The organism is Alcaligenes faecalis (assembly GCF_002443155.1).
GTDB classification, from domain to species: Bacteria; Pseudomonadota; Gammaproteobacteria; order Burkholderiales; family Burkholderiaceae_B; genus Alcaligenes; species Alcaligenes faecalis.
Genome location: NZ_CP023667.1, coordinates 3,299,311 through 3,321,703, shown reverse-complemented (window position 1 = coordinate 3,321,703; position 22,393 = coordinate 3,299,311). Strand labels below are relative to the sequence as shown.

The following is a 22,393-nucleotide window of genomic DNA, read 5'->3' as shown; positions in this document are numbered from 1 at the left end:
ACCCGCCGGGTGGGGCGGGTCTGTGAAGTCAATCAGGGCTGGCGGCTCAGGAGGCATTCGTCCAGGGCAGGGCGGGCCAGTTGCAGCGTGAAGCAGTGTAGTTCATCGCGGCGGAAGGCGTGGACCTGAACGGTCTGGCCGGGCTCGTACGCAGCCAGCAGGCGCTCCAGGCTGGCGGTGTCGCTGACACGCAAGCCGTCAATCGCGACCAGAGCGTCACCCGCAGACAGGCCTGCTTGATGCGCTGCACCATCGGTGAACACGGTGGCCAGATGACATTGGCCTGCGCTTTGGCGCAAGCGGGCGTTCAGGCTGGGCAGCTTGGAGGAGGCTTGCCATTCCAGCTTCAAGCCTTGTTCGGCCAGCCAGGGTTTCAAGGGCAGGTCCTCGCAGCCTTCAACGTAGCGAGCAATGAAATCCGTGGCGTCGTAGCCGGTGGCTTCCAGAATCAGGGCAGGCATGGCATTTTCAGGAATGCCTTCTGGCTTGCCTTGATAGAAGTCACGACCATAGCGCTCCCACATCAGCAGCATCACATCGTCCAGACTCTTGGCTTGCTGGGTGTGGCTGCGAATGCGAAGGTCCAGGCCCAGGGCGATCAGTGCGCCCTTGCTGTAATAGCTGACCAGTGCGTTGGGGGAGTTCTCGTCCTGCTTGTAATAGCGCGTCCAGGCGTCAAAAGAGCTTTGTGCGGCGGACTGCTTGAAGCGCCCGGGGCCACGTTCAACGGCATTGATGTTCTTGGCCAGCAGCTTCAGGTAGTCGGCTTCGCTCAGCACGCCCGAGCGCAGCAGCATCAAATCGTCGTAGTACGAGGTGAAGCCTTCAAACACCCATAGCAAGCGGGTGTGGTTTTCACGGCTCAGGTCGTAGGGTGCGAAGACGGCGGGTTTGATCCGTTTGACGTTCCAGGTATGGAAGTACTCATGGCTGACCAGGCCCAAAAAGGTCTGGTAGCCCGCGCTTTTCACCGATTTGTCCTGACCTTGGGTGGGCAGGTCGCGGCGCGACGCCATCAGGGCGGTCGAGGCACGATGTTCCAGACCGCCGTAACCGTCATCGGTCACCATGGTCATGAATACATAGCGCGAACTGCCATCCAGGAAGGGGGCACGGCAGGTTTCAGGCTCAAAAAAGGCGATTTGTTCGGCGCAGATTTTCTCTACATCACGGGCGATGCGCGGCAAGTCCAGATTGGGGATGACGCCAGTAAAGACCAGTTCGTGCTCAGCGCCGTGAGCAAAGAAGCTGATGACCTGGGGAGTGCCCATCTCAATAGGGTGGTCGATCAGCTCGTCGTAATTGCTGGCGCGGTACAGGCCAAAACCATAGCGTTCTGCCGCGCCTGGCATGCCGCTGGCCTCGGGCAGGCTGGTGTAGACCTGCCAATCTTCCATGTCCTCGTTGGACACCAGTTCCAGCAGGCACGGCTGTTCAGTCTGGCCCTCAACGGCCAGCAGGGCGCTGGTGCCATTAAAGAAAGCGTGGGTCTGATCAATATGTGCGCCTCGTACGGACAGGTCCCAGGCGTAGACCTGGTATTGCACGCTCAAGGGGCCCTCGCAGGGTTCGCACTGCCAGCGATGATTGTCCAGCTTGCGGATGGAAACCGGCTTTTCGCCAGAGAAGGCCGCTATGCTTTCGATCTGACGCGAGAAGTCGCGGATCAGGTAGCTGCCAGGGATCCAGGCCGGAAGGCTCAAGATCTGGCCATCTGTTTGGGGGGAAGTGATCTGTATCTGGACAGTCAGACGGTGGCCGGCGAGATCTGTCGGCTCGGCACGGTAAAGTACGGGTGTAGGTTCCATTCCCCTATTCTATTTAATTTTTCTGGGAGTCAGCATGAACGAACCCTTAGTCAAAGCAGAGGTGCATGGTCGTGTTGCTTTATTGACATTAAATCGGCCCAAGGCTTTGAATGCGCTCAATAACGAGCTGATCGCCGAGTTGTATGCCCTGTTAAAGAAATACGATGCCGACAACGAAATCGGTTGTATCGTGCTGACCGGTAATGAAAAAGCCTTTGCGGCCGGTGCCGACATTGGCGCCATGAAAGACTGGACTTACCACGATGTCAGCTCCCAGGACTATCTGGGTGGCCAGTGGGAAGAACTGCGCCGTTTCCGCAAGCCCATCATTGCCGCCGTCGCTGGCTACGCCTTGGGTGGAGGCTGCGAACTGGCCATGTTGTGTGACTTCATCATTGCCGCAGACTCCGCTCGTTTTGGTCAGCCAGAAATCAAGCTGGGCGTGATTCCCGGTTTTGGTGGTACGCAGCGTCTGCCCCGTGCCGTGGGCAAGGCCAAGGCCATGGATCTGATCCTGACTTCGCGCATGATGAATGCCGAAGAGGCCGAGCGCTCCGGTCTGGTGTCGCGTGTGGTGCCTGCCGACAAGCTGATTGAAGAGGCGCTGGAAGCCGCAACGGTTATTTCCAGCATGTCCTTGCCCTCGGTCCTGATGGCCAAAGAGTGTGTGAACCGTGCTTTTGAATCGTCGCTGGAAGAAGGTTTGCTGTTCGAGCGTCGTAACTTCCATGGCTTGTTTGCCACTGACGATCAGAAGGAAGGCATGCGTGCTTTTGTCGAGAAGCGCAAGCCCGAGTTCAAGCACCGCTAAGTTTCTCAATCGCTGATAAAACAGGGGGTGTGTTGTAAAATTGCTGCACTGCAATGTTACAAAATAAGCTTACCCCTTGATGCCATTGAGATTGCGTATATCAGCCTTGCATTAAGTATCAAACAAGCAAGGCTGAGTTTGCTTACAACAAAAAAAAGACGCTATACTTTATGGGTTTGACGACACCGGCTTTTGAAAGGGGCCGATAATATTGCGCGGATGGATTGGCTCAGGCCTTTGCAGTACATCCACCCACACAACGTTATCTGATTGTTTCCTACTATGAATCAGCCGATTTATCAGCAGACAGGCACCACAGTCAAGGTGCAGGCAGCAGGGGACAAAGCACCATTTCCTGAACCCGTAGTACTTACGCCCGAGCAACGTAGCCGCATGGCTCGCCGGGCAGGGCAAGGAATTGTGCGCGCACTTGTTGCCCAGGCTTTTATGGGTCTGTTGGCGATTGGCCTGTCGGCATGGATTTCCGGCGCATATGCAGCAGCCTCGGCACTTATTGGTGCGGCTGCTTATTTTGTGCCTAACGCATTGTTCGCATTGCGTCTTTTGCTGGGTTTGATGGGCGGCGGCAACGCCGGAGCGCTTTCCTTCTTCTGGGGGGAAGCATTCAAGCTCGGTTTTGCAGTATTGACACTGGCAACGGCTGCCATGGCAAACACAGGCTGGTTAGTTTGGCCTGCCTTGCTCTTTGGCCTGCTATGTGTCTTGAAGGGATATGTGCTGCTGCTGTTTTTCCGCAAGCTGCCATAACGAATTTTTGTTTCACGGGCTTGTCCCATAACGTATACATCACAGGGTAAATACAGATGGCTGCTGCTAGTGATATTTCGCCTCAGTCAGGGTACATCCAGCATCACTTGGTTCACTTGAACAACTTGGGTGAAAAACAGGATGTTCTGGCCAACTTCGGTGTCATTAACTACGACTCCATGTTCTGGTCCCTGCTGATGGGTCTGGTTGTGGTTTTCTTTCTGTGGCGCGCCGCCTCGGCCGCAACAGCCGGTGTACCAGGCCGCTTGCAGTCTTTTGTAGAAATGCTGGTCGATTGGGTTGAAGACCAGGCCAAATCCATTGTTCCTAATGCCGAGTCCCGGAAATTTGTCTCGCCCCTGGCGCTGACCGTGTTCCTGTGGATCATCATGATGAACGTGCTGGACTTGCTGCCCGTTGATGGTTTGGGCTGGATTTTCATTCAGACCGGTCTGGCCTCCGAGCATGGCGACCCTCTGTACTACCACCGTATTTTGCCTACCGCTGACTTGAACGTGCCAATGGGCATGTCCATGGGCGTGCTGCTGCTGATGTTCTACTACGGCATCAAGATCAAGCACCCCGGCGGCTTTGTCAAAGAGCTGTTTACTGCACCGTTCACCGCGACCGGCCTGATGGCTGTTGTGCTCGCACCTTTCAACTTTTTGCTGAACTGCATCGAATATGCGGCCAAGTCTGTGTCTTTGGGCATGCGGTTGTTCGGCAATATGTTTGCCGGTGAACTGGTTTTCATGTTGATCGCTCTGCTGGGTGGCGCATGGACAGGGTTTAATGGCGCCAGCCTGGGACTGGGTATCGGTCACATTCTGGCCGGTTCTGTGTGGGCAATCTTCCACATTCTGATTGTGTTGCTCCAGGCGTTCATCTTCATGATGCTCACCCTTGTCTATATCGGACAAGCACACGAAGGCCATTAATCCGATTCCGACTGGACAATGGTGTCTGGTTGGGGGGAGCAGGCTTAGCTTGCTAACGCTTTGATTTTTTTGAATTACACCTGATTTTTAACCAAGGAGTTGTCATGACCAACGTAGCTTTCGTTGCTCTTGCTTGCGGTATCATCATCGGTCTGGGCGCATTTGGCGCTTGCATTGGTATCGCCCTGATGGGTGGTAAATATCTGGAAGCATCCGCTCGTCAGCCAGAACTGATGAACGCTCTGCAAACCAAGATGTTCCTGTTGGCCGGTCTGATCGATGCTGCTTTCCTGATCGGTGTCGGTATCGCCATGTTGTTTGCATTCGCCAACCCATTCGTTGGGTAAGAAGGCGAGTCCGTTGCCGCTTTTGGCAGACGGGCAGGCAGTCGTCGTTAGCGGTGTGTTGCTCGGTTTGATCATGCACCGCTTGTCGACTTGAACATACATGTGTCAGGACGCATACCGCATCCTACACACGTGGTATTGAAGGGATACGACCGTGAATTTAAACGCGACTCTCTTTTTTCAGATGATCGTGTTTTTCGTTTTGGCCTGGTTTACGATGAAATTCGTATGGCCGCCACTGACGAAAGCAATCGATGATCGTCGTCAGAAAATCGCTGATGGTTTGGCTGCTGCCGATAAAGGCAAGGCCGATCTGGCACAGGCCCAAGCGCGTATCAGCTTGATGGACGCTTCGGCCAAGTCCGAAAACCATCAACGCATTGTCGACGCTGAAAAACAAGCGACTGCTCTTTTGGAGCAAGCTCGTCGTGAAGCCGAAGCCGAAAAAGCCCGCATTATTGCGCAGGCCCAGCAAGACGCTAACCAGGAAGTGCAACGCGTACGTGAAGGTCTGCGTAGCGAAGTGGCTGCCTTGGCTGTCAAGGGTGCCGAGCAAATCTTGCGACGCGAAGTTGACGCGAATGCGCACGCCCAGCTGCTCGAGCAGCTCAAGGCAGAACTTTAACATCAAGGCAGGCCATGGCTGAACTATCGACTATTGCCAGACCTTACGCCGAAGCCCTGTTCGCCGCCGTGCGCGACGACAGCCAGGGCCTCGAATCGTGGTCGGCCCTGTTGTCCGAAATGGCTCAGGTGGCCGGTCTCCACGATGTGCGCGAGGCACTGAACGATCCGCGCCTGAATAACGGGCAGCGACTCGAACTCTTTACGGGCCTGGTTAAGTCACAGGTCACCGAAAAGGCTCGCAACTTTCTTCAATTGTTGGTGGATAACCAGCGCATCTTGCTGTTGCCACAGATTGCAGAACAGTTTGATCTATTGAAACACCAACTCGAAGGCACGGCGCAGGCACAAATTATCAGTGCTTTCCCGATGGCTGAGGCTCAGGTTGCTGAGCTGACCGCTGGGCTGGAGAAAAAGTTTGGCCTGAAGCTAAAACCGACTGTGACCGTCGACGCTGACCTTATCGGCGGTATTCGGGTGATTGTTGGTGACCAGGTGCTCGACACTTCCGTGCAGGCCCGGCTGGCCAGCATGCGCGATACGCTGACCGCATAGCGCGAGTCAGTAAACAGGATTTCAGGAGTCTGAACATGCAACTTAATCCGTCCGAGATCAGCGAACTGCTCAAGAGCCGCATCGAAGGCCTGGGTGCGTCGACTGACGTTCGTACACAAGGTACGGTCGTATCCGTGACCGACGGTATTACGCGCATCCACGGTTTGTCCGATGTGATGCAGGGCGAAATGCTCGAATTTCCGAACAACACGTTCGGTCTGGCCCTTAACCTCGAGCGCGACTCTGTCGGCGCCGTGATTCTGGGTGAATACACAGGTGTTTCCGAAGGCGACGCAGTTAAAACAACTGGCCGCATTCTGGAAGTGCCCGTTGGCCCCGAACTGCTGGGTCGTGTGGTTGATACTCTGGGTATGCCTATCGACGGCAAGGGCCCGATCAACGCCAAGATGACTGACGTCATCGAGAAAGTGGCTCCTGGCGTTATCGCCCGTGAGTCCGTCTCCCAGCCCATGCAGACCGGCACGAAAGCCGTGGACTCCATGGTGCCAATCGGCCGTGGTCAGCGCGAACTGATCATTGGTGACCGTCAGACCGGTAAAACTGCCGTGGCTGTGGACACCATCATTGCTCAAAAAGGCAATGGCGTTAAATGTATCTACGTTGCCGTGGGCCAAAAGGCCTCCACGATCAACAACGTGGTGCGCAAGCTCGAAGAGCACGGTGCTCTGGAGTACACGATTGTTGTGGCCGCCTCGGCTTCCGAGTCCGCCGCCATGCAATACCTGGCTCCTTACTCCGGTTGCACCATGGGTGAATACTTCCGTGATCGTGGCGAAGACGCCCTGATCATTTATGACGACTTGACCAAGCAAGCTTGGGCCTACCGTCAAGTATCCCTGTTGCTGCGTCGCCCACCAGGCCGTGAAGCCTACCCTGGTGACGTGTTCTACCTGCACTCTCGTCTGCTCGAGCGCGCTGCTCGTGTGAACGCCGAGTACGTGGAAAAATTCACTAACGGTGAAGTGAAGGGCAAGACCGGTTCGTTGACCGCACTGCCTATCATTGAAACGCAAGCCGGTGACGTTTCCGCTTTCGTTCCAACCAACGTGATTTCGATTACTGACGGTCAGATCTTCCTGGAGTCCGACCTGTTCAACGCTGGTGTTCGTCCCGCTATTAACGCCGGTATTTCGGTGTCCCGCGTGGGTGGCGCTGCTCAAACCAAGGTCATCAAGAAGCTGTCCGGCGGTATTCGTACCGACTTGGCTCAGTACCGTGAATTGGCCGCGTTTGCTCAGTTCGCTTCCGACCTGGATGACGCAACCCGTCGCCAGCTGGAACGTGGTAAGCGCGTGGTCGAACTGCTCAAGCAGCCCCAGTATCAGCCTCTGGCTGTGTGGGAACTGGCCGTGAGCCTGTACGCTGTGAACAACGGTTACTTCGACGATCTGGAAGTCGCTCAGGTTCTGCCTTTCGAGAAAGGCCTGAAAGATCACCTGCGCAGCAAGTTCGCTGCTCTGGTTGAGCGTATCGAAAGCAAGAAGGAACTGGTTAAAGAAGACGAGGCTGAGTTGGTTGCAGCCATCCAGGACTTCAAAAAGCACGGCGCTTTCTAATCATTGTTGGCAGGCGCCGGAAACCCCGGCGTCATGATTAGCGGGAGTCGACAGCCTAGTCAGGCTCCCGATAATGCCCTTACAGGAAAGTGTGATGGCCGGAATCAAGGAAATTCGTACTAAGATCAAGAGCGTGCAAAACACGTCCAAGATCACCAAAGCCATGGAGATGGTGGCGGCATCCAAGATGCGCAAGGCGCAAGAGCGGATGCGTGCTGGCCGTCCCTATGCAGACAAGGTGCGCGAGATTGCTTCGCATCTGATGCAGGCGCACCCCGACTACACTCACCCCTACATGGTTGAGCCCGCCGAAGTCAAATCGGTAGGTATCGTGGTTGTCAGCACGGACAAAGGTCTGTGTGGCGGCCTGAACACCAATATTCTGCGTCTGGTGCTTGCGCGTGTTCGCGAGTTTGAAGACAAAGGTATTAAAGTTCAGACAACGGCTCTGGGTGGTAAGGCTGCTGGAACCTTGGCGCGTGTTGGTGCCAATCTGGTTTCTCAGGAAGTGGGTTTGGGCGATGCGCCTAACCTGGAACGTCTGATTGGCGCCATCAAGGTGCAGATCGACGACTTCGTGGAAGGCCGCATTGATGCTGTTTATCTGGCGACCAGCCGCTTTGTCAATACGATGAAGCAGGACCCAACATTTATTCGCTTGCTGCCTCTGCCTTCCGGTCTGAAAGATCCTTTCCAGGCTGGTGATCAGGTAGTCGCTCAAGAAAGCGCTAACTCTTCCGAATACGGTTGGGATTACATCTACGAACCCGATGCCAAGTCGGTTATTGACGATTTGTTGCTGCGTTACGTAGAGGGTCTGGTGTATCAGGCCGTTGCCGAGAACATGGCCTCTGAGCAGTCTGCCCGTATGGTGGCCATGAAAGCCGCTTCGGACAACGCCAAGACCGTTATCGGTGATCTTCAGCTGGTCTATAACAAGACCCGCCAGGCAGCGATTACGAAAGAAATCTCTGAAATCGTGGGGGGTGCCGCCGCTGTGTAATCACGGCAAGGCACACCATCAAAGTTATATTGCAAGGACTCAACATGAGCAACGGTACCATCGTTCAGTGCATCGGCGCCGTGGTGGATATTCAGTTCCCCCGCGACAGCATCCCTAAAGTCTACGAAGCATTGACTCTCGTTGACGAAAGTTCGGCTTTCGCAGAAAAAGGCCTGACTTTTGAAGTACAGCAACAATTGGGTGACGGTGTAGTTCGCACCATCGCCATGGGTTCCAGCGACGGCCTGCGCCGCGGTATGGAAGTGGCCGGTTCGGGCGCTCCTATCTCCGTGCCAGTCGGTGTTGGCACCCTGGGCCGCATTATGGACGTTCTGGGTCGCCCGATCGACGAAGTCGGTCCTATCCAGTCCGACGAGCGTCGCGCCATTCACCAGGCTGCTCCTACTTTCGACGAACTGTCGCCTTCCGTAGAGCTGCTGGAAACCGGTATTAAAGTGATTGACCTGGTTTGCCCGTTCGCCAAGGGTGGTAAGGTTGGTCTGTTCGGTGGTGCCGGTGTGGGCAAGACCGTGAACATGCTGGAGCTGATCAACAACATCGCCAAGGCACACAGCGGTCTGTCCGTGTTTGCCGGTGTGGGTGAGCGTACCCGTGAAGGTAACGACTTCTACCACGAAATGGCCGATGCTGGCGTTATCCAGATGGACAACCTGAGCGAGTCCAAAGTGGCCATGGTGTTCGGTCAGATGAACGAACCTCCAGGCAACCGTCTGCGTGTGGCACTGTCCGGCCTGACCATGGCCGAGAAGTTCCGTGACGAAGGCCGTGACATCCTGTTCTTTGTGGACAACATCTACCGCTACACGCTGGCCGGTACTGAAGTGTCCGCTCTGCTGGGTCGTATGCCTTCCGCAGTGGGTTACCAGCCTACGCTGGCCGAGGAAATGGGTAAGCTGCAAGAGCGTATTACCTCCACCAAGACCGGTTCGATTACGTCCATCCAGGCCGTTTACGTTCCAGCCGATGACTTGACTGACCCATCGCCTGCTACGACCTTCCTGCACTTGGACTCCACCGTTGTGTTGTCGCGTGACATTGCTGCTCTGGGTATTTACCCCGCTGTGGATCCTCTGGACTCCACCAGCCGTCAGCTGGATCCACAAGTTGTGGGTGAAGAGCACTACGCAGTGGCTCGCGGTGTTCAGCAAACGCTGCAGCGCTACAAGGAACTGCGCGATATTATCGCCATTCTGGGTATGGACGAGCTGTCTCCAGAAGACAAGCAGGCTGTTGCCCGCGCTCGTAAGATCCAGCGCTTCCTGTCCCAGCCTTTCCACGTGGCAGAAGTGTTTACCGGCTCGCCTGGCAAGTACGTTCCACTGGCTGAAACCCTGCGCGGCTTCAAGATGATCGTCGACGGCGAGTGTGATGCTCTGCCAGAACAGGCTTTCTACATGGTCGGTTCCATCGACGAGGCTTTCGAAAAAGCCAAGACTATTCAGTAATAAGGATTACTCATGGCTAAGCTTCATGTTGACGTGGTCAGTGCCGAAGAATCGATCTTTTCCGGTGAGGCAAAGTTCGTGGCGCTGCCCGGCGAGGCTGGGGAGCTGGGTATTTTGCCCGGTCACACTCCACTGATCTCGCGGATTCGTCCCGGCACGCTGAAGATCGTTATGGACGATGGCAGCGAAGAGCATATCTTTGTCGCTGGCGGCATACTCGAGGTTCAGCCTGGGAAAGTCACTGTATTGTCGGATACCGCGATTCGCGCACAAGACCTGGATGAAGCAAAGGCGCTGGAAGCCCGCAAGCATGCGGAAGAAGCCCTGCGTAACACCAAGGACAAGGCCGATATCGCTGTTGTGGAAGCCGAGCTGGCCATGCTGGCCGCTCAAGCTGCCGCAGCACGTCGCTTGAGCAACGCGCGCAAGCACTAAGCTCAAGTCGGTAGCATCCGTGAAAAAGCCACCCTTAGGGGTGGCTTTTTTGCGTTGAGATTGTCCAAACGGCAATGAAATACCATATTGCTGCCAACGCCAACGCCAACGCCAACGCCAACGCCACAACGATTGACAGCATGGCACAGCTCAGCACACGGTAAAGGGCTGAAGGGGTAAGTCGATACATCGTTATCGGCTAAGGCCAGTAGCACACGGTAGTGTCGTCTTCTGTTACTTCGACGCTATTGGGTACTGATTCTTGGCGCGATGGAACAAACCTCAGCGTGAGCCTTTCAGCGATAGCAGGCTTTTTTCTATGCCAAGGTGCCAGTCCCGTTCTATGTTTGCCGAGCCGAATAAAGCATCCAGTTTGGTCTGCGACAGTCCCGACTGCGCCGGCCTTCTGGCTGGCGTGGAGTATTGGCTGGCGGGGATAGCTGTCAGGCTTGGTATTTGGGCTAACAGCCCTAGTCTAAGTGCCCGGGCAAAAATCTCGTGAGCAAAGCCATACCAGCTAACATCAGGCTGTCCGGCAAAATGGTAAATCCCACAAGGGGCTACTGGCTCATTTGCTTTCTGCTGTGATTCAACCAGCTTCTCGGCTAGTGCCAACAAAACCTGAGCAATATGTGGCGCATAGCTTGGGCCACCGATTTGATCTCTCGCAATGTTTAATTCAGAGCGTTCTTGACCAAGACGCAGCATGGTTTTCAGGAAGTTGTTCCCGAACTGGCTGAACACCCGGCTGGTGCGCAGAATGACGGCCGAGGGCAGGGCGGCAAGAGCTGCCTGCTCTCCTGCCAGCTTGCTTTGCCCATAGACGCTAAGGGGATGGGTAGGGGCGTCCTCAAGGTAAGGCTGCTCGGCTGAGCCATCAAAGACATAGTCTGTAGAGACATGTACCAGCCCTATGCCACGTTCGGCGCAGGCAGCGGCCAGTAGGCCTGGGGCTTTACCGTTAATCAGATGCGCTGTCTCTGGTTCGGACTCGGCTTTATCGACTGCTGTGTAGGCCGCTGCATTGATGACTACATCGGCTTGATAGTGATCCAAGGCACGGGCAATCGAGGTGTCATGCGTAATATCAAGCTCCTGGTGACTGAGTGGAATCAGTTGCAGCGCTTGCGTTGAGGCGGTCAGTGGGGACTGGGAAGCTAATTGATCAAGGTCAGTTGTGTGCTTGTCGCGTGTAGCAGGTTTGAGACGCTTGTGGCAGCTAGCGAGTGCCTGGCCTAATTGTCCGTACCCTCCGGCTATCAAGATGCGTGTCATGGCAGCAGGAACTGCTCCAGTCCCGGGTGTGACCTGTCTTTGGCGGAGAGTACAGGGTTTTGAATTGGCCAGTTGATGGCCAAGCGTGGACAATCCCAAGCGAGTCCACCTTCATCGTCCGGCTGATAGTAGTCCGTGCATTTATAGCTGATGTCGGCCTCGTCGCTTAGAACACAAAAACCGTGCGCGTATCCCGGGGCGACCCAAAGCTGTCTGTGATTGTCCTGGCTAAGCTCCAGCCCTACATACTGACCGAAGGTGGTGGAACGAGGGTCTATGTCTACGACAACGTCAAAGATGGCTCCCCGCGTGACACTGATCAGCTTGCCTTGAGGTCTGGTTTTTTGAAAGTGCAGGCCTCGCAGCACAGAGCCTTTGGAGTAGGACTGATTGTCTTGGATAAAGGCGCTTTCTATCCCGGCTACCGCTTGATAGCGTGCCGCATTAAAGCTTTCTTTAAAAAAGCCCCGCTCATCGTTGAATACGCGAGGCTCAATGATCAGAACGCCAGGTAAGTGGGTGGTGTGCGTGCGCATATTACAGTTGCAGCAAGCGGGCCAAATATTGTCCGTAGCCTGTTTTTTCCAAGGCCAGGGCCTGTGTTTCCAGGGTTTGTCGGGATAGCCAGCCTTGGTTAAATGCGATTTCTTCCAGGCAGGCAACTTTCAAACCCTGACGATGTTCAATGGTGCGAATAAAAGAGCCCGCTTCCATCAGGCTCTCGTGAGTGCCGGAGTCCAGCCAGGCAAAGCCTCGCCCGAGGATGGACACATGCAGATCATCCAAGTGCAGGTAGGCATTGTTGATGTCGGTAATTTCCAGTTCACCACGAGCAGAAGGGGTGACTTGGCGGGCGATATCCACAACGCGATTATCGTAAAAATATAGCCCTGTCACTGCAAGGTTCGATTTGGGTTTAGCTGGCTTTTCTTCAATGGATACTGGTTTGCCCGCGGCATCCATTTCGACTACGCCAAAGCTTTCGGGATTATTGACGGGGTAGCCAAAAATCGTGGCGCCATGAGGGCGGGTACGAGCCGAGCGCAGCATCTGGCTAAAACCATAGCCGTAGAAAATATTGTCACCCAGAATCAGACAGACAGAATCCGAGCCGATAAAGTCAGCACCAATCAGAAAAGCTTGGGCCAGGCCGTCAGGCGAAGCTTGCTCAGCGTAGGATAGCTTAATACCAAACCGTGAGCCGTCCCCCAGTAAATTGCGGAAATTGGGCAGATCTTCCGGGGTACAGATGATCAGAATCTCCCTGATATCCGCAAGCATCAGCACGGATAAGGGGTAGTAGATCATGGGCTTGTCGTAGACAGGGAGCAAGTGCTTGGACACACCCATGGTGATAGGGTGCAGGCGCGTGCCCGAGCCACCTGCCAATACAATTCCTTTCAAGCTTGTTTTCCCAGGCGATCCAGACGGTAGGCACCGTTCAAGATGCGTTCCCACCAGGATGTGTTTTCAAGGTACCAAAGTACAGTCTTGCGCAGACCCGTCTCAAAACTTTCTTGAGGGTGCCAGCCAAGTTCCGCCCTTATTTTACTGGCATCAATCGCGTAGCGCTGGTCATGGCCTGGGCGATCTTCTACCAGGGTTATCAGGTCCGAGTAGCGAGCCAGTCCGGCTGGTTTGTCAGGGCGTTGCTCCTCAAGAATAGAGCAGATGGCCTGGACAACCTCTAAGTTTTTCATCTCCTGTTTGCCGCCAATATTGTAGGTGTCGCCTATTTTTCCTTGGGTTGCGACGGCAACGAGAGCACGGACGTGGTCATCAACATAGAGCCAGTCGCGTATCTGATCCCCTGTTCCGTAAACGGGCAGGGGCTGGCCTTTTAGAGCGCTGAGCACCATATGCGGGACGAGTTTTTCCGGAAACTGGTATGGACCGTAGTTGTTCGAGCAATTGCTGATGACGATGGGTAGACCATAACTGCGGTACCAAGCTCGCACCAGATGATCAGAGCTGGCCTTGCTCGCTGAATATGGGGAGCTGGGGTTGTAGGGAGTCGACTCGGTAAAGAGTGCATCGGTTCTACCTAAGTCACCGTAGACCTCATCGGTAGACACATGATGGAAGCGAAAGGCTTGCTTGCGTTGTGGCTCCAGCCCTTCCCAATATTGGCGACATTGCTCAAGCAATGTGTATGTGCCAACGATATTAGTCTGGATGAACGAGGCGGGGCCATCGATGGAGCGGTCAACGTGTGACTCTGCTGCCAGGTGTATGATGGTGTCCGGCTGGAATTCTTGTAGTTGTGCGGTGAGTTGTGCGGCATTGCAAATATTGGTCCGGCTAAACGAGTAGCGCGGATGCCCCTGCTCCTGGGTCAGTGAATCCAGGTTTCCAGCATAGCTCAACACGTCAACATTCAAGATGTGATGCTCGCTAGTTTGTAGTAGATGACGGATAAGAGCGGAGCCAATAAAACCGGCCCCGCCTGTCACAAGGATACGCATAGTTGTGTTGTGAGCGCGGATTGAGCTAAAGAGTGACAAAGGTGATGTTGTGGTAACCCCTCAGGGGTAGGATAGAACTAAGGATTTATCTCGCAAGATAGCAGACATTCCGATCGGTGGAGTATGTCTGCATTTTTAGGCTCTTGGGTATGGCTTGCTTGCCTAGGGTGCGCGTACTTTGATTTTCGCCAGCCAGTTACCCGTTTAGTTGCTACCTTTGAACGCTGCATTCTGTGTTGTGGTGATTATAATTTGTTACGTGGCTTTTATTTGCTTGGCTGGACAGCCTGTCTTGAGGGTTCAGGGCATTGGCGAGCTGTCATCGTGCTGGCTAGTACGAGTAGCGTGTACTGTTGCTTAGGTTTTTTTTGGCTCGTCGCATATGGTTCTTCCCACTCTTTTAACAAGCCCAGGCAACCGTTTGACATCGGCGCTGGTGTTCCTATTCTATGCCACCTTGCTATCCACTAAGGACATGTATTCGTACGTGATAGGTGCGCTTACGCTTTTCTCTTTGTGGAAACTGCCCAGCCTGTCTGGAGTTTCATTGGATAAGCAAGAGAAATCTATAATGATGTGGATGCTGCTTTTTGCGGGCATCAGTATTGGGGCAACGTTCTGGCATGGCGCTTATGGTCGCAGCTTTGAGGTCCCCGTTAAATTCGGGTTTGGGGTGCTGTTGGCCCTATGCCTGATAAAGTTTCCTCCTAAATCAGCAGCTTTGTGGTCGGGGCTGATGGTGGGAGCTGCAAGCGGTTTGGCGGTAGCCTCATGGAAAATGTGGCAAGCTGGTGAATTCAAAGCCTTTGGCTTTACCGGGGCGATTCAATTTGGGAATCTGGCACTGAGTATGGCCGTTCTGTTGATGGTAGCGTTGTGTTGGTTGATGGCCAATCAGAATGCTCATCGGCGCCTTTGGTTTGCGCTTTTGGCATTAGGCGCGGTATGCGGTTTGTTGGGGTCCTACTATTCCGGAACCCGTGGTGGTTGGGTCGCCATTCCTTTGTTCGTTGCCTTTTTTTTGCTGGCCTACGTGCGTCGCAGCAATCTGCTTGTTTGTGGCATTGCTTTGGCATTATTGGTGAGCGTTTCTGGCTTACTGACGTATCAATCATCCTTGATCCAAACCCGTGTTCAGGAGGTGTATACAGATCTGTCAGAGTATCAGGAGCACGGCTCCAGTAGCTCCAGCTCCCTGGGGGCCCGGTTTGCTATTTGGGCGGCGACGTGGGAGATTCTCAAAGATCAGCCAGTGCTAGGTGTTGGCGAGGTTCAGTTTCGTCAGGCTTTAAAAGCAAAAAGCCAGGCGGGCTTGATTGGGGCGGTACCTGCTGGTTTGGCTAATACGCATAATACCTTTCTGGAGGTATGGGTTTGGTATGGCGGGTTGGCCTTGTTGTCTTTATTGCTCGCCATGCTGAGTGCAGCACGGTATTTCTTGTCTTTTATTCGACATTCTGATTCTGTTTTACGCAGTTATGCATTAGGCGGTTTATGCTTGATAGGTGGTTACGTTATTTATGGGCAAACGCAAATAATGTTGATTCGCAATAATACTTTGTTGTTCTTTCTGCTGTCGTTGGCTGTTTTAGTGGCGTTGGTGCATCAACGCCGTCGTGTTGTGCTTGTCGCTGAAAATGTTTGAGTGTTAATCATAGGCTTTGCTTGAGTATTGTTAATGCTGCGTAAGTGGTTTGGGTGAGGATCAGGTTTTTTGAAAATGCAGTATTTAAGCAGTTCTATTTTTTGCAGACATATTTTTAAACATAATTTAAAAAAATATTAGAAATATTTCGGTAAGGTGTAGGGTTGCCTGTATTCAGCTAGAGTCAAGAAATCAGCTTTTAAATTTTTAAAGAAATACTAGGAAATATGAAGAAATTTGCTCTTATTGGTGCAAGTGGATACATCGCACCTCGTCACATGCAGGCTATCAAGGCAACTGGTAATGTGCTGGTTGCAGCTGTGGATCCGAATGACTCGGTAGGCATTATTGACAGCCATTTTCCTGATGCTCATTTTTTTACCGAGTTTGAGCGTTTTGATCGCCATATCGATAAGCTCAGCCGCGCAAAAACGGGTGAGGCAGTAGACTATATGTCTATCTGCTCGCCTAATTACCTGCATGATTCGCATATGCGATTCGCACTACGCTCTGGTGCTGATGCCATTTGTGAAAAGCCGCTAGTACTAAATTCCTGGAACATTGATGGTTTGCTGGATATCGAGCGTGATACAGGAAGAAAAGTAAATACAATTTTGCAGTTGCGTGTTCACCCAGCTATTATTGCACTGCGGGAAAAGGTCTTAAATAATAAAGACAAAAAGAGCAAATACGATGTGGATTTAACCTACATCACCTCTCGGGGTAATTGGTATCACCAGTCCTGGAAAGGCGATGTGAAAAAGTCTGGTGGTATTGCCACTAATATTGGCGTGCACTTTTTTGACATGCTGCATTTTATTTTTGGTGATTTGCAGCAAAGCGTGGTGCATACACGTACAGACAGCAAAGCTGCCGGTTTTCTGGAGTATGAAAATGCTCGGGTGCGCTGGTTCCTGTCGATTGACGTGGAGGATGTTCCTCAGTCTGCTCAGGACAAAGGTATGCGTACCTTCCGTTCTATCACCGTTGATGGCGAGGAAATCGAGTTTTCGGGTGGTTTTACCGATCTGCATACACGTAGCTATGAAGAAATCCTGGCAGGTCGTGGTTTTGGTCTGGAAGAGAACCGTACTGCCATTTCGACCGTTCAGTTTATTCGGACAGCTGATCTCACCCCTTTGCAGGGCGACTACCATCCTTTTCTGAAAAAATGAGCTATTACAAACACGAATCCGCCATTGTGGATGAAGGGGCTCAGATCGGGTCAGGATCCCGCGTCTGGCATTTTGTCCATGTTTGTGCAGGAGCAAAAATCGGCTCGGGTGTATCGTTGGGGCAAAATGTCTTTGTCGGCAACAAGGTGTTGATCGGGGACAACTGCAAGATCCAGAACAATGTCTCGGTTTATGACAATGTCACCCTTGAAGAAGGTGTGTTCTGCGGCCCGAGCATGGTGTTTACCAACGTCTATAATCCACGCTCCCTAATTGAGCGCAAAGATCAGTATCGTGACACTTTGGTACGTACCGGAGCGACATTGGGTGCGAATTGCACTATTGTCTGTGGCGTCACAATAGGCAAATTTGCCTTTGTAGGTGCCGGGGCAGTGATCAATAGGGACGTCCCGGATTACGCCTTGATGCTGGGCGTGCCTGCGCGTCAGAAAGGCTGGATGAGTGAGTTTGGAGAGCAACTGGATTTACCTTTGAAAGGGTCTGGACAGTGTGTCTGCCCGCATTCAGGGGCTATTTACGAGTTGCACGATGATCGTTTGATTAAACGGGAAGTCCAACAGCAATGATTGAGTTTACGGATCTACACGCGCAGCAAGCGCGTATCAAATCGGAAATTGATGCGGGTATCGCGCGGGTTCTGCAGCATGGTCGTTATATTCTTGGCCCTGAAGTGACAGAGCTGGAAGAGAAGCTGGCCGATTACGTTCAGGCCAAGTATTGCATCAGCTGCGCCAATGGTACGGATGCTTTGCAGATTGCCTTGATGGCGTTGGGAGTGGGGCCAGGCGATGAAGTGATCACCCCGGGCTTTACCTATGTAGCAACCGCTGAAACGGTCGCTGTGCTGGGTGCCAAGCCAATATATGTAGATGTAGAGCCGCGCACCTACAACCTGGATCCGGCTTTGCTGGAGGCTGCCATTACGCCTCGTACCAAAGCGATTATTCCGGTTTCCATGTATGGTCAATGCCCTGACTTCGACACTATCAATGCCATCGCCTCCAAGCATGGCCTGGCTGTTATCGAGGATGCGGCTCAAAGCTTTGGCGCTACCTATAAAGGGCGTTATTCCTGCAACCTGAGCACCATCGCCTGTACCAGTTTTTTCCCCAGCAAACCTTTAGGCGGCTACGGGGATGGTGGTGCAATCTTTACCAATGATGAAGGTCTGGCAACCGTGCTCCGACAAATTGCGCGTCATGGGCAGGATCGTCGTTATCACCACATACGTATTGGTATCAATAGTCGCCTGGATACCTTGCAAGCGGCTATTTTGCTGCCCAAGCTGGCGATTCTGACAGAAGAGCTGGCAATGCGCGACCGTGTTGCGCAGCGCTATCAAAGCAGTCTGAACGCTATTGGCATCGAAAGCACCCCGTTTGTTGAAGCACATAACCGGCATGTGTATGCCCAGTACACCATTCGTGTTCAACAACGTGATCAGGTGCAGGCCAGCTTGCAAAAAGCCGGTGTTCCTACTGCTGTGCACTATCCCATCCCTTTGAACCGGCAGCCTGCTGTTCAGGATCTGGATGCGGTATTGCCGGTGGGAGATTTGATCGCCACAGAGGTCTTGAGTTTGCCAATGGGACCTTATCTGAAAGATGACGATATGGATCACATCGTCCAAGCGCTACAGGCATGCGTACCGCTTTAATCTTGATAAAGGCTGCGGCTTAATTCCGCAGCCATTTTTATGCAAAATAGTTACTGGAAAACCGTACTCTCCGTATTCACTGGATCGGCGATTGCTCAGGTAATTCCTGTGCTGGGCGCTTTGTTGATTGCTCGGCAGTTTGGACCTGGTCAGTTCGGCCTGTTTTCAGCGTGGTTGGGTATCGTCATCATCTTGTCGACGGCCTTGACGGCCCGTCTGGAGGTGTCGCTGGCTCTGGAGAAGGACGGACGTTTCCGCAATGCTGCTGCCTTTGCCGTGCTGACCATGACCTTGCTTATAGCTGCCGTCGTGTTACTGGTCCTGGGTTTGCTGCACTTACTGACCGGCTACAACTACTTTGACACGGTAATGTTGCTGGTAGTGCTGGTGCCTTGTGCAACTTTGTTCGCCTTGAATCAGGTTTGGCAGTCCTGGGCGGCAGCAGAAGGACGCTTTCGTCAGTTGAATATGATGCGGGTGGCACAATCTATCTTTGTTGTGGTTCTTCAGATTGTGTCTGGTGTGTTCTGGCCTGATGCGACTGCGCTCGCCTTGTCCTATGCACTGGGTTTGTTGCTGGCACAGGCCTATTGTATGTGGCTGTTACCAGTGTCTCTGCGTTGGATGCGACGTTGGCGGCCCTTGATGCTTGCTTATGCCCGTCGACATCGGAAATTCCTGGCGTATTCCTTACCAGCTGACTTTATCAATGCGTTGGCGATTCAGCTGCCTGTCATGATTGTGGCCCATCGTTTTGGTGCTGAGAGTGCCGGTTATCTGGCGCTTGTCATACGAGTGTTAGGTTTGCCTTTGTCTTTCCTGGGTAAGGCTGTTCTGGATGTGTTCAAGCGTCAGGCGTCGATGGCGTTTCGCGAGCGGGGCGAGTGCCGTGATGAGTACGTGCGCACGTTCTGGGTATTGGGGGCCGGGTCTGCGCTATTTGCAGTGGGTGCCTACTTTCTGTCAGAACCTGTTTTTGCTATTGCCTTTGGCGAAGAGTGGCGTCCTGCGGGAGTCATGAGCGTGTTGCTGGTACCGATGTTTACCTTGCGTTTCATCGCCAGCCCGCTAAGTTACGTAATATATATTTTTAACAAGCAACAAGTCGATCTGCTATGGCAAACCTGCCTGTTGGCCATGACCTACGGTGTGCTGAGCTATGTAGATACAGAGGTAGCCGCTATCTTCATCTACTCTGTGTCCTATGCCTTGCTGTACGTGGTGTATCTGGCCATTTCGTATCGATATAGTTGTGGTGAATCGCACAAACAGCGAGCAAGTTTATGATCGGCATCCTGGACTACGGTTGTGGCAACATTAATTCGGTTATTCGAATGATTCAAAAGCTTGGAGGGGACGCCTCCAAGGTGTCGACTGCGCAGGAGATTGCGGCGGTAGACAGGCTGATTATTCCGGGAGTCGGTGCCTTTGATCACGGTATGCAGCAATTGCATGACCGGGGGCTGTTGCCTGTGCTGGAGCAATACGCCTTGCAGAATAAAAAGCCGGTATTGGGCATATGTCTGGGCATGCAATTAATGTGCCGTGCCAGCGAGGAAGGCAGTTTGCCTGGCCTGGGGTGGATTGATGCCCAAGTGCGGCGCTTTCAAAGTACACCCGAAAGACCTCTGAAGATTCCGCATATGGGATGGTCGGAAGTGGATATCGCCAAGGCGAACCCCTTGTTGCAGGAAGGTGGGCGCCGTCATCGCTTTTACTTTGTGCACGCTTACAAGGTCGAGGCCGCCTGCCCTGAGGATATTTTAGCGACGGCAGATTATGGTGGCACTTTTGTGGCTGCATTTCAGCGCGAGAATGTGATGGGGGTGCAGTTTCATCCAGAGAAAAGCCATCAGTTTGGTTTCGGATTGATGAAGAATTTTATGGCTGAGGCCGTATGAAGCCACGCGTTATCCCTGTTTTGTCCTTGAAAAATGGTGGCCTGGTTAAAACCCGCCGCTATCAGGACCCCAAGTATGTGGGTGATCCCACCAACGCGATTCGCATCTTCAACGAGAAAGAAGTGGATGAGCTGGTTGTACTGGATATTGGGGCATCCAGTGCCGGCACTGCGCCCGATTTTGAAGTCGTGCGTTTGTTTGCCGAAGAGTGCTTTATGCCCTTGACCTACGGGGGCGGTATTCAGAATATGCAGCAAGTAGAACGCATCTTTGACCTAGGTATTGAAAAGGTCAGTTTGCAGTCTGCTGTGATGCACGATACGCGCCTGATACAGGATATTGCTCGTGTCTATGGTCAGCAAAGTGTCGTGTTGGGTGTGGATATCAAAAAGAATTGGCTCAAGCAGCCCAAGCTGTATATCTCGCAGTCGGGTAAATTACTGAATCGCCCTATTTATGATTATCTGGCTGAGCGGGTTGATGCAGGAGTAGGGGAAGTCCTCTTGAGTGCCGTGGACCATGACGGCATGATGGATGGCTATGATCTCGATTTGATCCATTCGGTGGCCAGCCGCTTGCCTGTTCCTGTCGTTGCCTTGGGCGGAGCCCGCTCGATGGATGATTTCAACCTGGCTCTGAAGGCGGGTGCTTCGGCTGTTGCGGCCGGTGCCATGTTTGTATTCAAAGGCCCACACCGTGCGGTACTGATTAACTACCCGAAGCGGGCCGAGTTTGACTCTTTGGATGATATTGAATGAATCAACATTACCAGGTGTGTTCGCGCTGTGTTATGGACACCAGCGCACGCGACATTGTTTTCAACAGTGACGGTGTTTGCAACTATTGCACGGACCTGGAGGCCAGCACCAAGAATACCTTGGGCTTGGCGCCGGAAGAAAAAGAGCGCCGTTTGCAGGCCCTTGTGGCCGAGGTCAAAGCGCAGGGCAAGGGTAAACCTTACGACTGTATTGTGGGTGTTTCAGGCGGCGTAGATAGCTCCTGGGTGCTGGTTAAGGCGGTCGAACTGGGCCTGCGCCCTTTGGCTGTGCACATGGACAACGGGTGGAACTCCGAGCTGGCCCAGAACAATATCGAAAACCTGATCAATGGTCTGGGCGTGGATTTGTATACCCATGTTATTGATTGGCATGAATACCGCAAGTTGATGCAGGCATTTTTCGATGCCAATGTGGTTGATATTGAGTTGTTGTATGACAACGCCATGACGGCTGTGAATTATCAACAGGCGGCCAAGTATGGCCTGAAGCATTTGCTGGCAGGTACCAACGAGGCGACCGAAGGGATGCAGATCCCCGAGAGCTGGAATTGGTTTAAGTTTGACAAGAAAAATATCCGTAGCATTGCCAAGCGCTTTAGCGATGTAAAGATCGAGACTTTCCCTTTGTTTGGCATCGGTGAATACATACGCTATGCCGTGCTGCAGAAAATACGCTGGGTCTCGATTCTGGACTTGATGGAGTTCAACAAGTTCTCTGCCATGCAGCAATTGCAGGAACGCTACTCTTATAAACCGTATCCCTATAAGCACTACGAGTCGATCTTCACCCGTTTTTATCAGGGCTATATCTTGCCTGAGAAGTTTGGGGTTGATAAGCGTCGTGTCCACATGAGCACCCTCATTGTAACGGGCCAGATGAGTCGGGACGAAGCCCTGGCCGATCTGGAAAAAATTCCCTATCACAGCCAGCGTGAGCTCGACGAGGATAAGCAGTACTTCCTGAAGAAAATGGGATGGGCGCCTGCTCAGTTGGAAGCTTATATAAAGGCACCCGCAGTGTCACATGACTATTATCCAAGTGATTTGGCACGTTGGAAGTGGATGGCCAAATTGTATAAACGTGTGCTTGGTCGGTCCTGATTCATGGCTGTGTCAGCGCAAAGCTTGAGATAAAGGTTGGGAT

The 22,393-nt window shown here is 53.0% G+C and carries 23 protein-coding genes; 18 read left to right on the top strand and 5 right to left on the bottom strand.

Annotated elements, in window-relative coordinates:
- Window positions 1–32: 32 nt before the first annotated feature.
- Window positions 33–1,808 carry a M61 family metallopeptidase gene (locus CPY64_RS15495; protein ID WP_042486012.1) on the bottom strand — a complete coding sequence of 592 codons (1,776 nt, stop codon included), beginning with the start codon at window positions 1,806–1,808 and terminating at the stop codon, window positions 33–35.
- A gap of 34 nt (window positions 1,809–1,842) precedes the next feature.
- On the opposite strand from CPY64_RS15495, the gene CPY64_RS15490 reads away from it, so the two are divergent.
- The 10 genes from CPY64_RS15490 to CPY64_RS15445 all read left to right on the top strand — a co-directional run bounded on the left by CPY64_RS15490 (window position 1,843) and on the right by CPY64_RS15445 (window position 10,332).
- Window positions 1,843–2,619: an enoyl-CoA hydratase gene (locus CPY64_RS15490; RefSeq protein WP_035270221.1), complete on the top strand. Its 777-nt coding sequence runs from the start codon at window positions 1,843–1,845 to the stop codon at window positions 2,617–2,619.
- A 282-nt stretch (window positions 2,620–2,901) separates the two neighbouring features.
- Window positions 2,902–3,387 (top strand): ATP synthase subunit I, encoded by a 486-nt coding sequence (locus CPY64_RS15485; protein WP_042486014.1) that lies wholly within the window; start codon window positions 2,902–2,904, stop codon window positions 3,385–3,387.
- Window positions 3,388–3,443: 56 nt separating this feature from the next.
- Complete coding sequence (gene atpB / locus CPY64_RS15480) at window positions 3,444–4,325, top strand: F0F1 ATP synthase subunit A (protein ID WP_042486016.1); 882 nt, start codon at window positions 3,444–3,446, stop codon at window positions 4,323–4,325.
- A 104-nt stretch (window positions 4,326–4,429) separates the two neighbouring features.
- Window positions 4,430–4,672, top strand: a complete 243-nt coding sequence (gene atpE / locus CPY64_RS15475) for a F0F1 ATP synthase subunit C (protein ID WP_003805001.1) — start codon at window positions 4,430–4,432, stop codon at window positions 4,670–4,672.
- A 154-nt stretch (window positions 4,673–4,826) separates the two neighbouring features.
- Window positions 4,827–5,297 (top strand): F0F1 ATP synthase subunit B, encoded by a 471-nt coding sequence (locus CPY64_RS15470; RefSeq protein WP_009464119.1) that lies wholly within the window; start codon window positions 4,827–4,829, stop codon window positions 5,295–5,297.
- A gap of 14 nt (window positions 5,298–5,311) precedes the next feature.
- A complete protein-coding gene (locus CPY64_RS15465; protein ID WP_003805005.1) occupies window positions 5,312–5,851 on the top strand; it encodes a F0F1 ATP synthase subunit delta in 540 nt (179 codons plus the stop codon).
- Window positions 5,852–5,886: 35 nt separating this feature from the next.
- Window positions 5,887–7,428: a F0F1 ATP synthase subunit alpha gene (atpA, locus tag CPY64_RS15460; RefSeq protein WP_026483720.1), complete on the top strand. Its 1,542-nt coding sequence runs from the start codon at window positions 5,887–5,889 to the stop codon at window positions 7,426–7,428.
- A gap of 94 nt (window positions 7,429–7,522) precedes the next feature.
- A complete protein-coding gene (atpG, locus tag CPY64_RS15455; RefSeq protein WP_035270228.1) occupies window positions 7,523–8,431 on the top strand; it encodes a F0F1 ATP synthase subunit gamma in 909 nt (302 codons plus the stop codon).
- Between the two features lie 44 nt (window positions 8,432–8,475).
- Window positions 8,476–9,897 (top strand): F0F1 ATP synthase subunit beta, encoded by a 1,422-nt coding sequence (gene atpD / locus CPY64_RS15450; RefSeq protein ID WP_042486019.1) that lies wholly within the window; start codon window positions 8,476–8,478, stop codon window positions 9,895–9,897.
- 12 nt (window positions 9,898–9,909) lie between these two features.
- On the top strand, window positions 9,910–10,332 hold the full coding sequence (locus CPY64_RS15445) for a F0F1 ATP synthase subunit epsilon (RefSeq protein ID WP_042486021.1): 423 nt from the start codon (window positions 9,910–9,912) through the stop codon (window positions 10,330–10,332).
- A 282-nt stretch (window positions 10,333–10,614) separates the two neighbouring features.
- On the opposite strand, the gene rfbD is transcribed toward CPY64_RS15445, so the two are convergent.
- The 4 genes from rfbD to rfbB are packed head-to-tail and all read right to left on the bottom strand — an operon-like array spanning window position 10,615 to window position 14,072.
- Complete coding sequence (gene rfbD / locus CPY64_RS15440) at window positions 10,615–11,607, bottom strand: dTDP-4-dehydrorhamnose reductase (RefSeq protein WP_052362963.1); 993 nt, start codon at window positions 11,605–11,607, stop codon at window positions 10,615–10,617.
- Complete coding sequence (rfbC, locus tag CPY64_RS15435; protein WP_042486023.1) at window positions 11,604–12,143, bottom strand: dTDP-4-dehydrorhamnose 3,5-epimerase; 540 nt, start codon at window positions 12,141–12,143, stop codon at window positions 11,604–11,606. The genes rfbD and rfbC overlap by 4 nt, the downstream gene beginning before the upstream one ends.
- Before the next feature lies 1 nt (window position 12,144).
- Window positions 12,145–13,011: a glucose-1-phosphate thymidylyltransferase RfbA gene (rfbA, locus tag CPY64_RS15430; RefSeq protein ID WP_042486025.1), complete on the bottom strand. Its 867-nt coding sequence runs from the start codon at window positions 13,009–13,011 to the stop codon at window positions 12,145–12,147.
- Window positions 13,008–14,072, bottom strand: coding sequence for a dTDP-glucose 4,6-dehydratase (gene rfbB / locus CPY64_RS15425; RefSeq protein WP_042486027.1), 1,065 nt, complete (start codon window positions 14,070–14,072; stop codon window positions 13,008–13,010). The genes rfbA and rfbB overlap by 4 nt, the downstream gene beginning before the upstream one ends.
- A 382-nt stretch (window positions 14,073–14,454) precedes the next feature.
- On the opposite strand from rfbB, the gene CPY64_RS15420 reads away from it, so the two are divergent.
- The 8 genes from CPY64_RS15420 (at window position 14,455) to CPY64_RS15385 (ending at window position 22,350) form a co-directional block, all read left to right on the top strand.
- Window positions 14,455–15,717, top strand: coding sequence for an O-antigen ligase family protein (locus CPY64_RS15420; protein WP_080723784.1), 1,263 nt, complete (start codon window positions 14,455–14,457; stop codon window positions 15,715–15,717).
- 227 nt (window positions 15,718–15,944) lie between these two features.
- The gene (locus CPY64_RS15415; RefSeq protein ID WP_042486033.1) at window positions 15,945–16,892 is read left to right on the top strand and encodes a Gfo/Idh/MocA family protein; all 948 of its coding nucleotides are present in this window, start codon (window positions 15,945–15,947) and stop codon (window positions 16,890–16,892) included.
- Complete coding sequence (gene wbpD, locus CPY64_RS15410; RefSeq protein ID WP_042486036.1) at window positions 16,889–17,479, top strand: UDP-2-acetamido-3-amino-2,3-dideoxy-D-glucuronate N-acetyltransferase; 591 nt, start codon at window positions 16,889–16,891, stop codon at window positions 17,477–17,479. The genes CPY64_RS15415 and wbpD overlap by 4 nt, the downstream gene beginning before the upstream one ends.
- Window positions 17,476–18,570, top strand: a complete 1,095-nt coding sequence (locus CPY64_RS15405; protein ID WP_042486039.1) for a DegT/DnrJ/EryC1/StrS family aminotransferase — start codon at window positions 17,476–17,478, stop codon at window positions 18,568–18,570. The genes wbpD and CPY64_RS15405 overlap by 4 nt, the downstream gene beginning before the upstream one ends.
- Before the next feature lie 39 nt (window positions 18,571–18,609).
- Window positions 18,610–19,857: a lipopolysaccharide biosynthesis protein gene (locus CPY64_RS15400; RefSeq protein ID WP_052362964.1), complete on the top strand. Its 1,248-nt coding sequence runs from the start codon at window positions 18,610–18,612 to the stop codon at window positions 19,855–19,857.
- Complete coding sequence (gene hisH / locus CPY64_RS15395; RefSeq protein WP_042486042.1) at window positions 19,854–20,471, top strand: imidazole glycerol phosphate synthase subunit HisH; 618 nt, start codon at window positions 19,854–19,856, stop codon at window positions 20,469–20,471. The genes CPY64_RS15400 and hisH overlap by 4 nt, the downstream gene beginning before the upstream one ends.
- On the top strand, window positions 20,468–21,229 hold the full coding sequence (locus tag CPY64_RS15390; protein WP_042486045.1) for an AglZ/HisF2 family acetamidino modification protein: 762 nt from the start codon (window positions 20,468–20,470) through the stop codon (window positions 21,227–21,229). Before hisH ends, CPY64_RS15390 begins: the two co-directional genes overlap by 4 nt.
- Window positions 21,226–22,350: an N-acetyl sugar amidotransferase gene (locus tag CPY64_RS15385; RefSeq protein ID WP_080723785.1), complete on the top strand. Its 1,125-nt coding sequence runs from the start codon at window positions 21,226–21,228 to the stop codon at window positions 22,348–22,350. Before CPY64_RS15390 ends, CPY64_RS15385 begins: the two co-directional genes overlap by 4 nt.
- Window positions 22,351–22,393: the final 43 nt, after the last annotated feature.

Coding starts and splice junctions, on each gene's coding strand:
- CPY64_RS15420 (WP_080723784.1), top strand. CDS start 14,455: ATGGTTCTTCCCACTCTTTTAACAAGCCCAGGCAACCGTTTGACATCG.
- atpA (WP_026483720.1), top strand. CDS start 5,887: ATGCAACTTAATCCGTCCGAGATCAGCGAACTGCTCAAGAGCCGCATC.
- CPY64_RS15495 (WP_042486012.1), bottom strand. CDS start 1,808: ATGGAACCTACACCCGTACTTTACCGTGCCGAGCCGACAGATCTCGCC.
- CPY64_RS15400 (WP_052362964.1), top strand. CDS start 18,610: ATGCAAAATAGTTACTGGAAAACCGTACTCTCCGTATTCACTGGATCG.
- CPY64_RS15390 (WP_042486045.1), top strand. CDS start 20,468: ATGAAGCCACGCGTTATCCCTGTTTTGTCCTTGAAAAATGGTGGCCTG.
- CPY64_RS15415 (WP_042486033.1), top strand. CDS start 15,945: ATGAAGAAATTTGCTCTTATTGGTGCAAGTGGATACATCGCACCTCGT.
- rfbD (WP_052362963.1), bottom strand. CDS start 11,607: ATGACACGCATCTTGATAGCCGGAGGGTACGGACAATTAGGCCAGGCA.
- hisH (WP_042486042.1), top strand. CDS start 19,854: ATGATCGGCATCCTGGACTACGGTTGTGGCAACATTAATTCGGTTATT.
- CPY64_RS15385 (WP_080723785.1), top strand. CDS start 21,226: ATGAATCAACATTACCAGGTGTGTTCGCGCTGTGTTATGGACACCAGC.
- rfbC (WP_042486023.1), bottom strand. CDS start 12,143: ATGCGCACGCACACCACCCACTTACCTGGCGTTCTGATCATTGAGCCT.
- rfbB (WP_042486027.1), bottom strand. CDS start 14,072: ATGCGTATCCTTGTGACAGGCGGGGCCGGTTTTATTGGCTCCGCTCTT.
- CPY64_RS15465 (WP_003805005.1), top strand. CDS start 5,312: ATGGCTGAACTATCGACTATTGCCAGACCTTACGCCGAAGCCCTGTTC.
- atpB (WP_042486016.1), top strand. CDS start 3,444: ATGGCTGCTGCTAGTGATATTTCGCCTCAGTCAGGGTACATCCAGCAT.
- atpG (WP_035270228.1), top strand. CDS start 7,523: ATGGCCGGAATCAAGGAAATTCGTACTAAGATCAAGAGCGTGCAAAAC.
- wbpD (WP_042486036.1), top strand. CDS start 16,889: ATGAGCTATTACAAACACGAATCCGCCATTGTGGATGAAGGGGCTCAG.
- atpE (WP_003805001.1), top strand. CDS start 4,430: ATGACCAACGTAGCTTTCGTTGCTCTTGCTTGCGGTATCATCATCGGT.
- CPY64_RS15490 (WP_035270221.1), top strand. CDS start 1,843: ATGAACGAACCCTTAGTCAAAGCAGAGGTGCATGGTCGTGTTGCTTTA.
- atpD (WP_042486019.1), top strand. CDS start 8,476: ATGAGCAACGGTACCATCGTTCAGTGCATCGGCGCCGTGGTGGATATT.
- CPY64_RS15405 (WP_042486039.1), top strand. CDS start 17,476: ATGATTGAGTTTACGGATCTACACGCGCAGCAAGCGCGTATCAAATCG.
- CPY64_RS15445 (WP_042486021.1), top strand. CDS start 9,910: ATGGCTAAGCTTCATGTTGACGTGGTCAGTGCCGAAGAATCGATCTTT.
- CPY64_RS15485 (WP_042486014.1), top strand. CDS start 2,902: ATGAATCAGCCGATTTATCAGCAGACAGGCACCACAGTCAAGGTGCAG.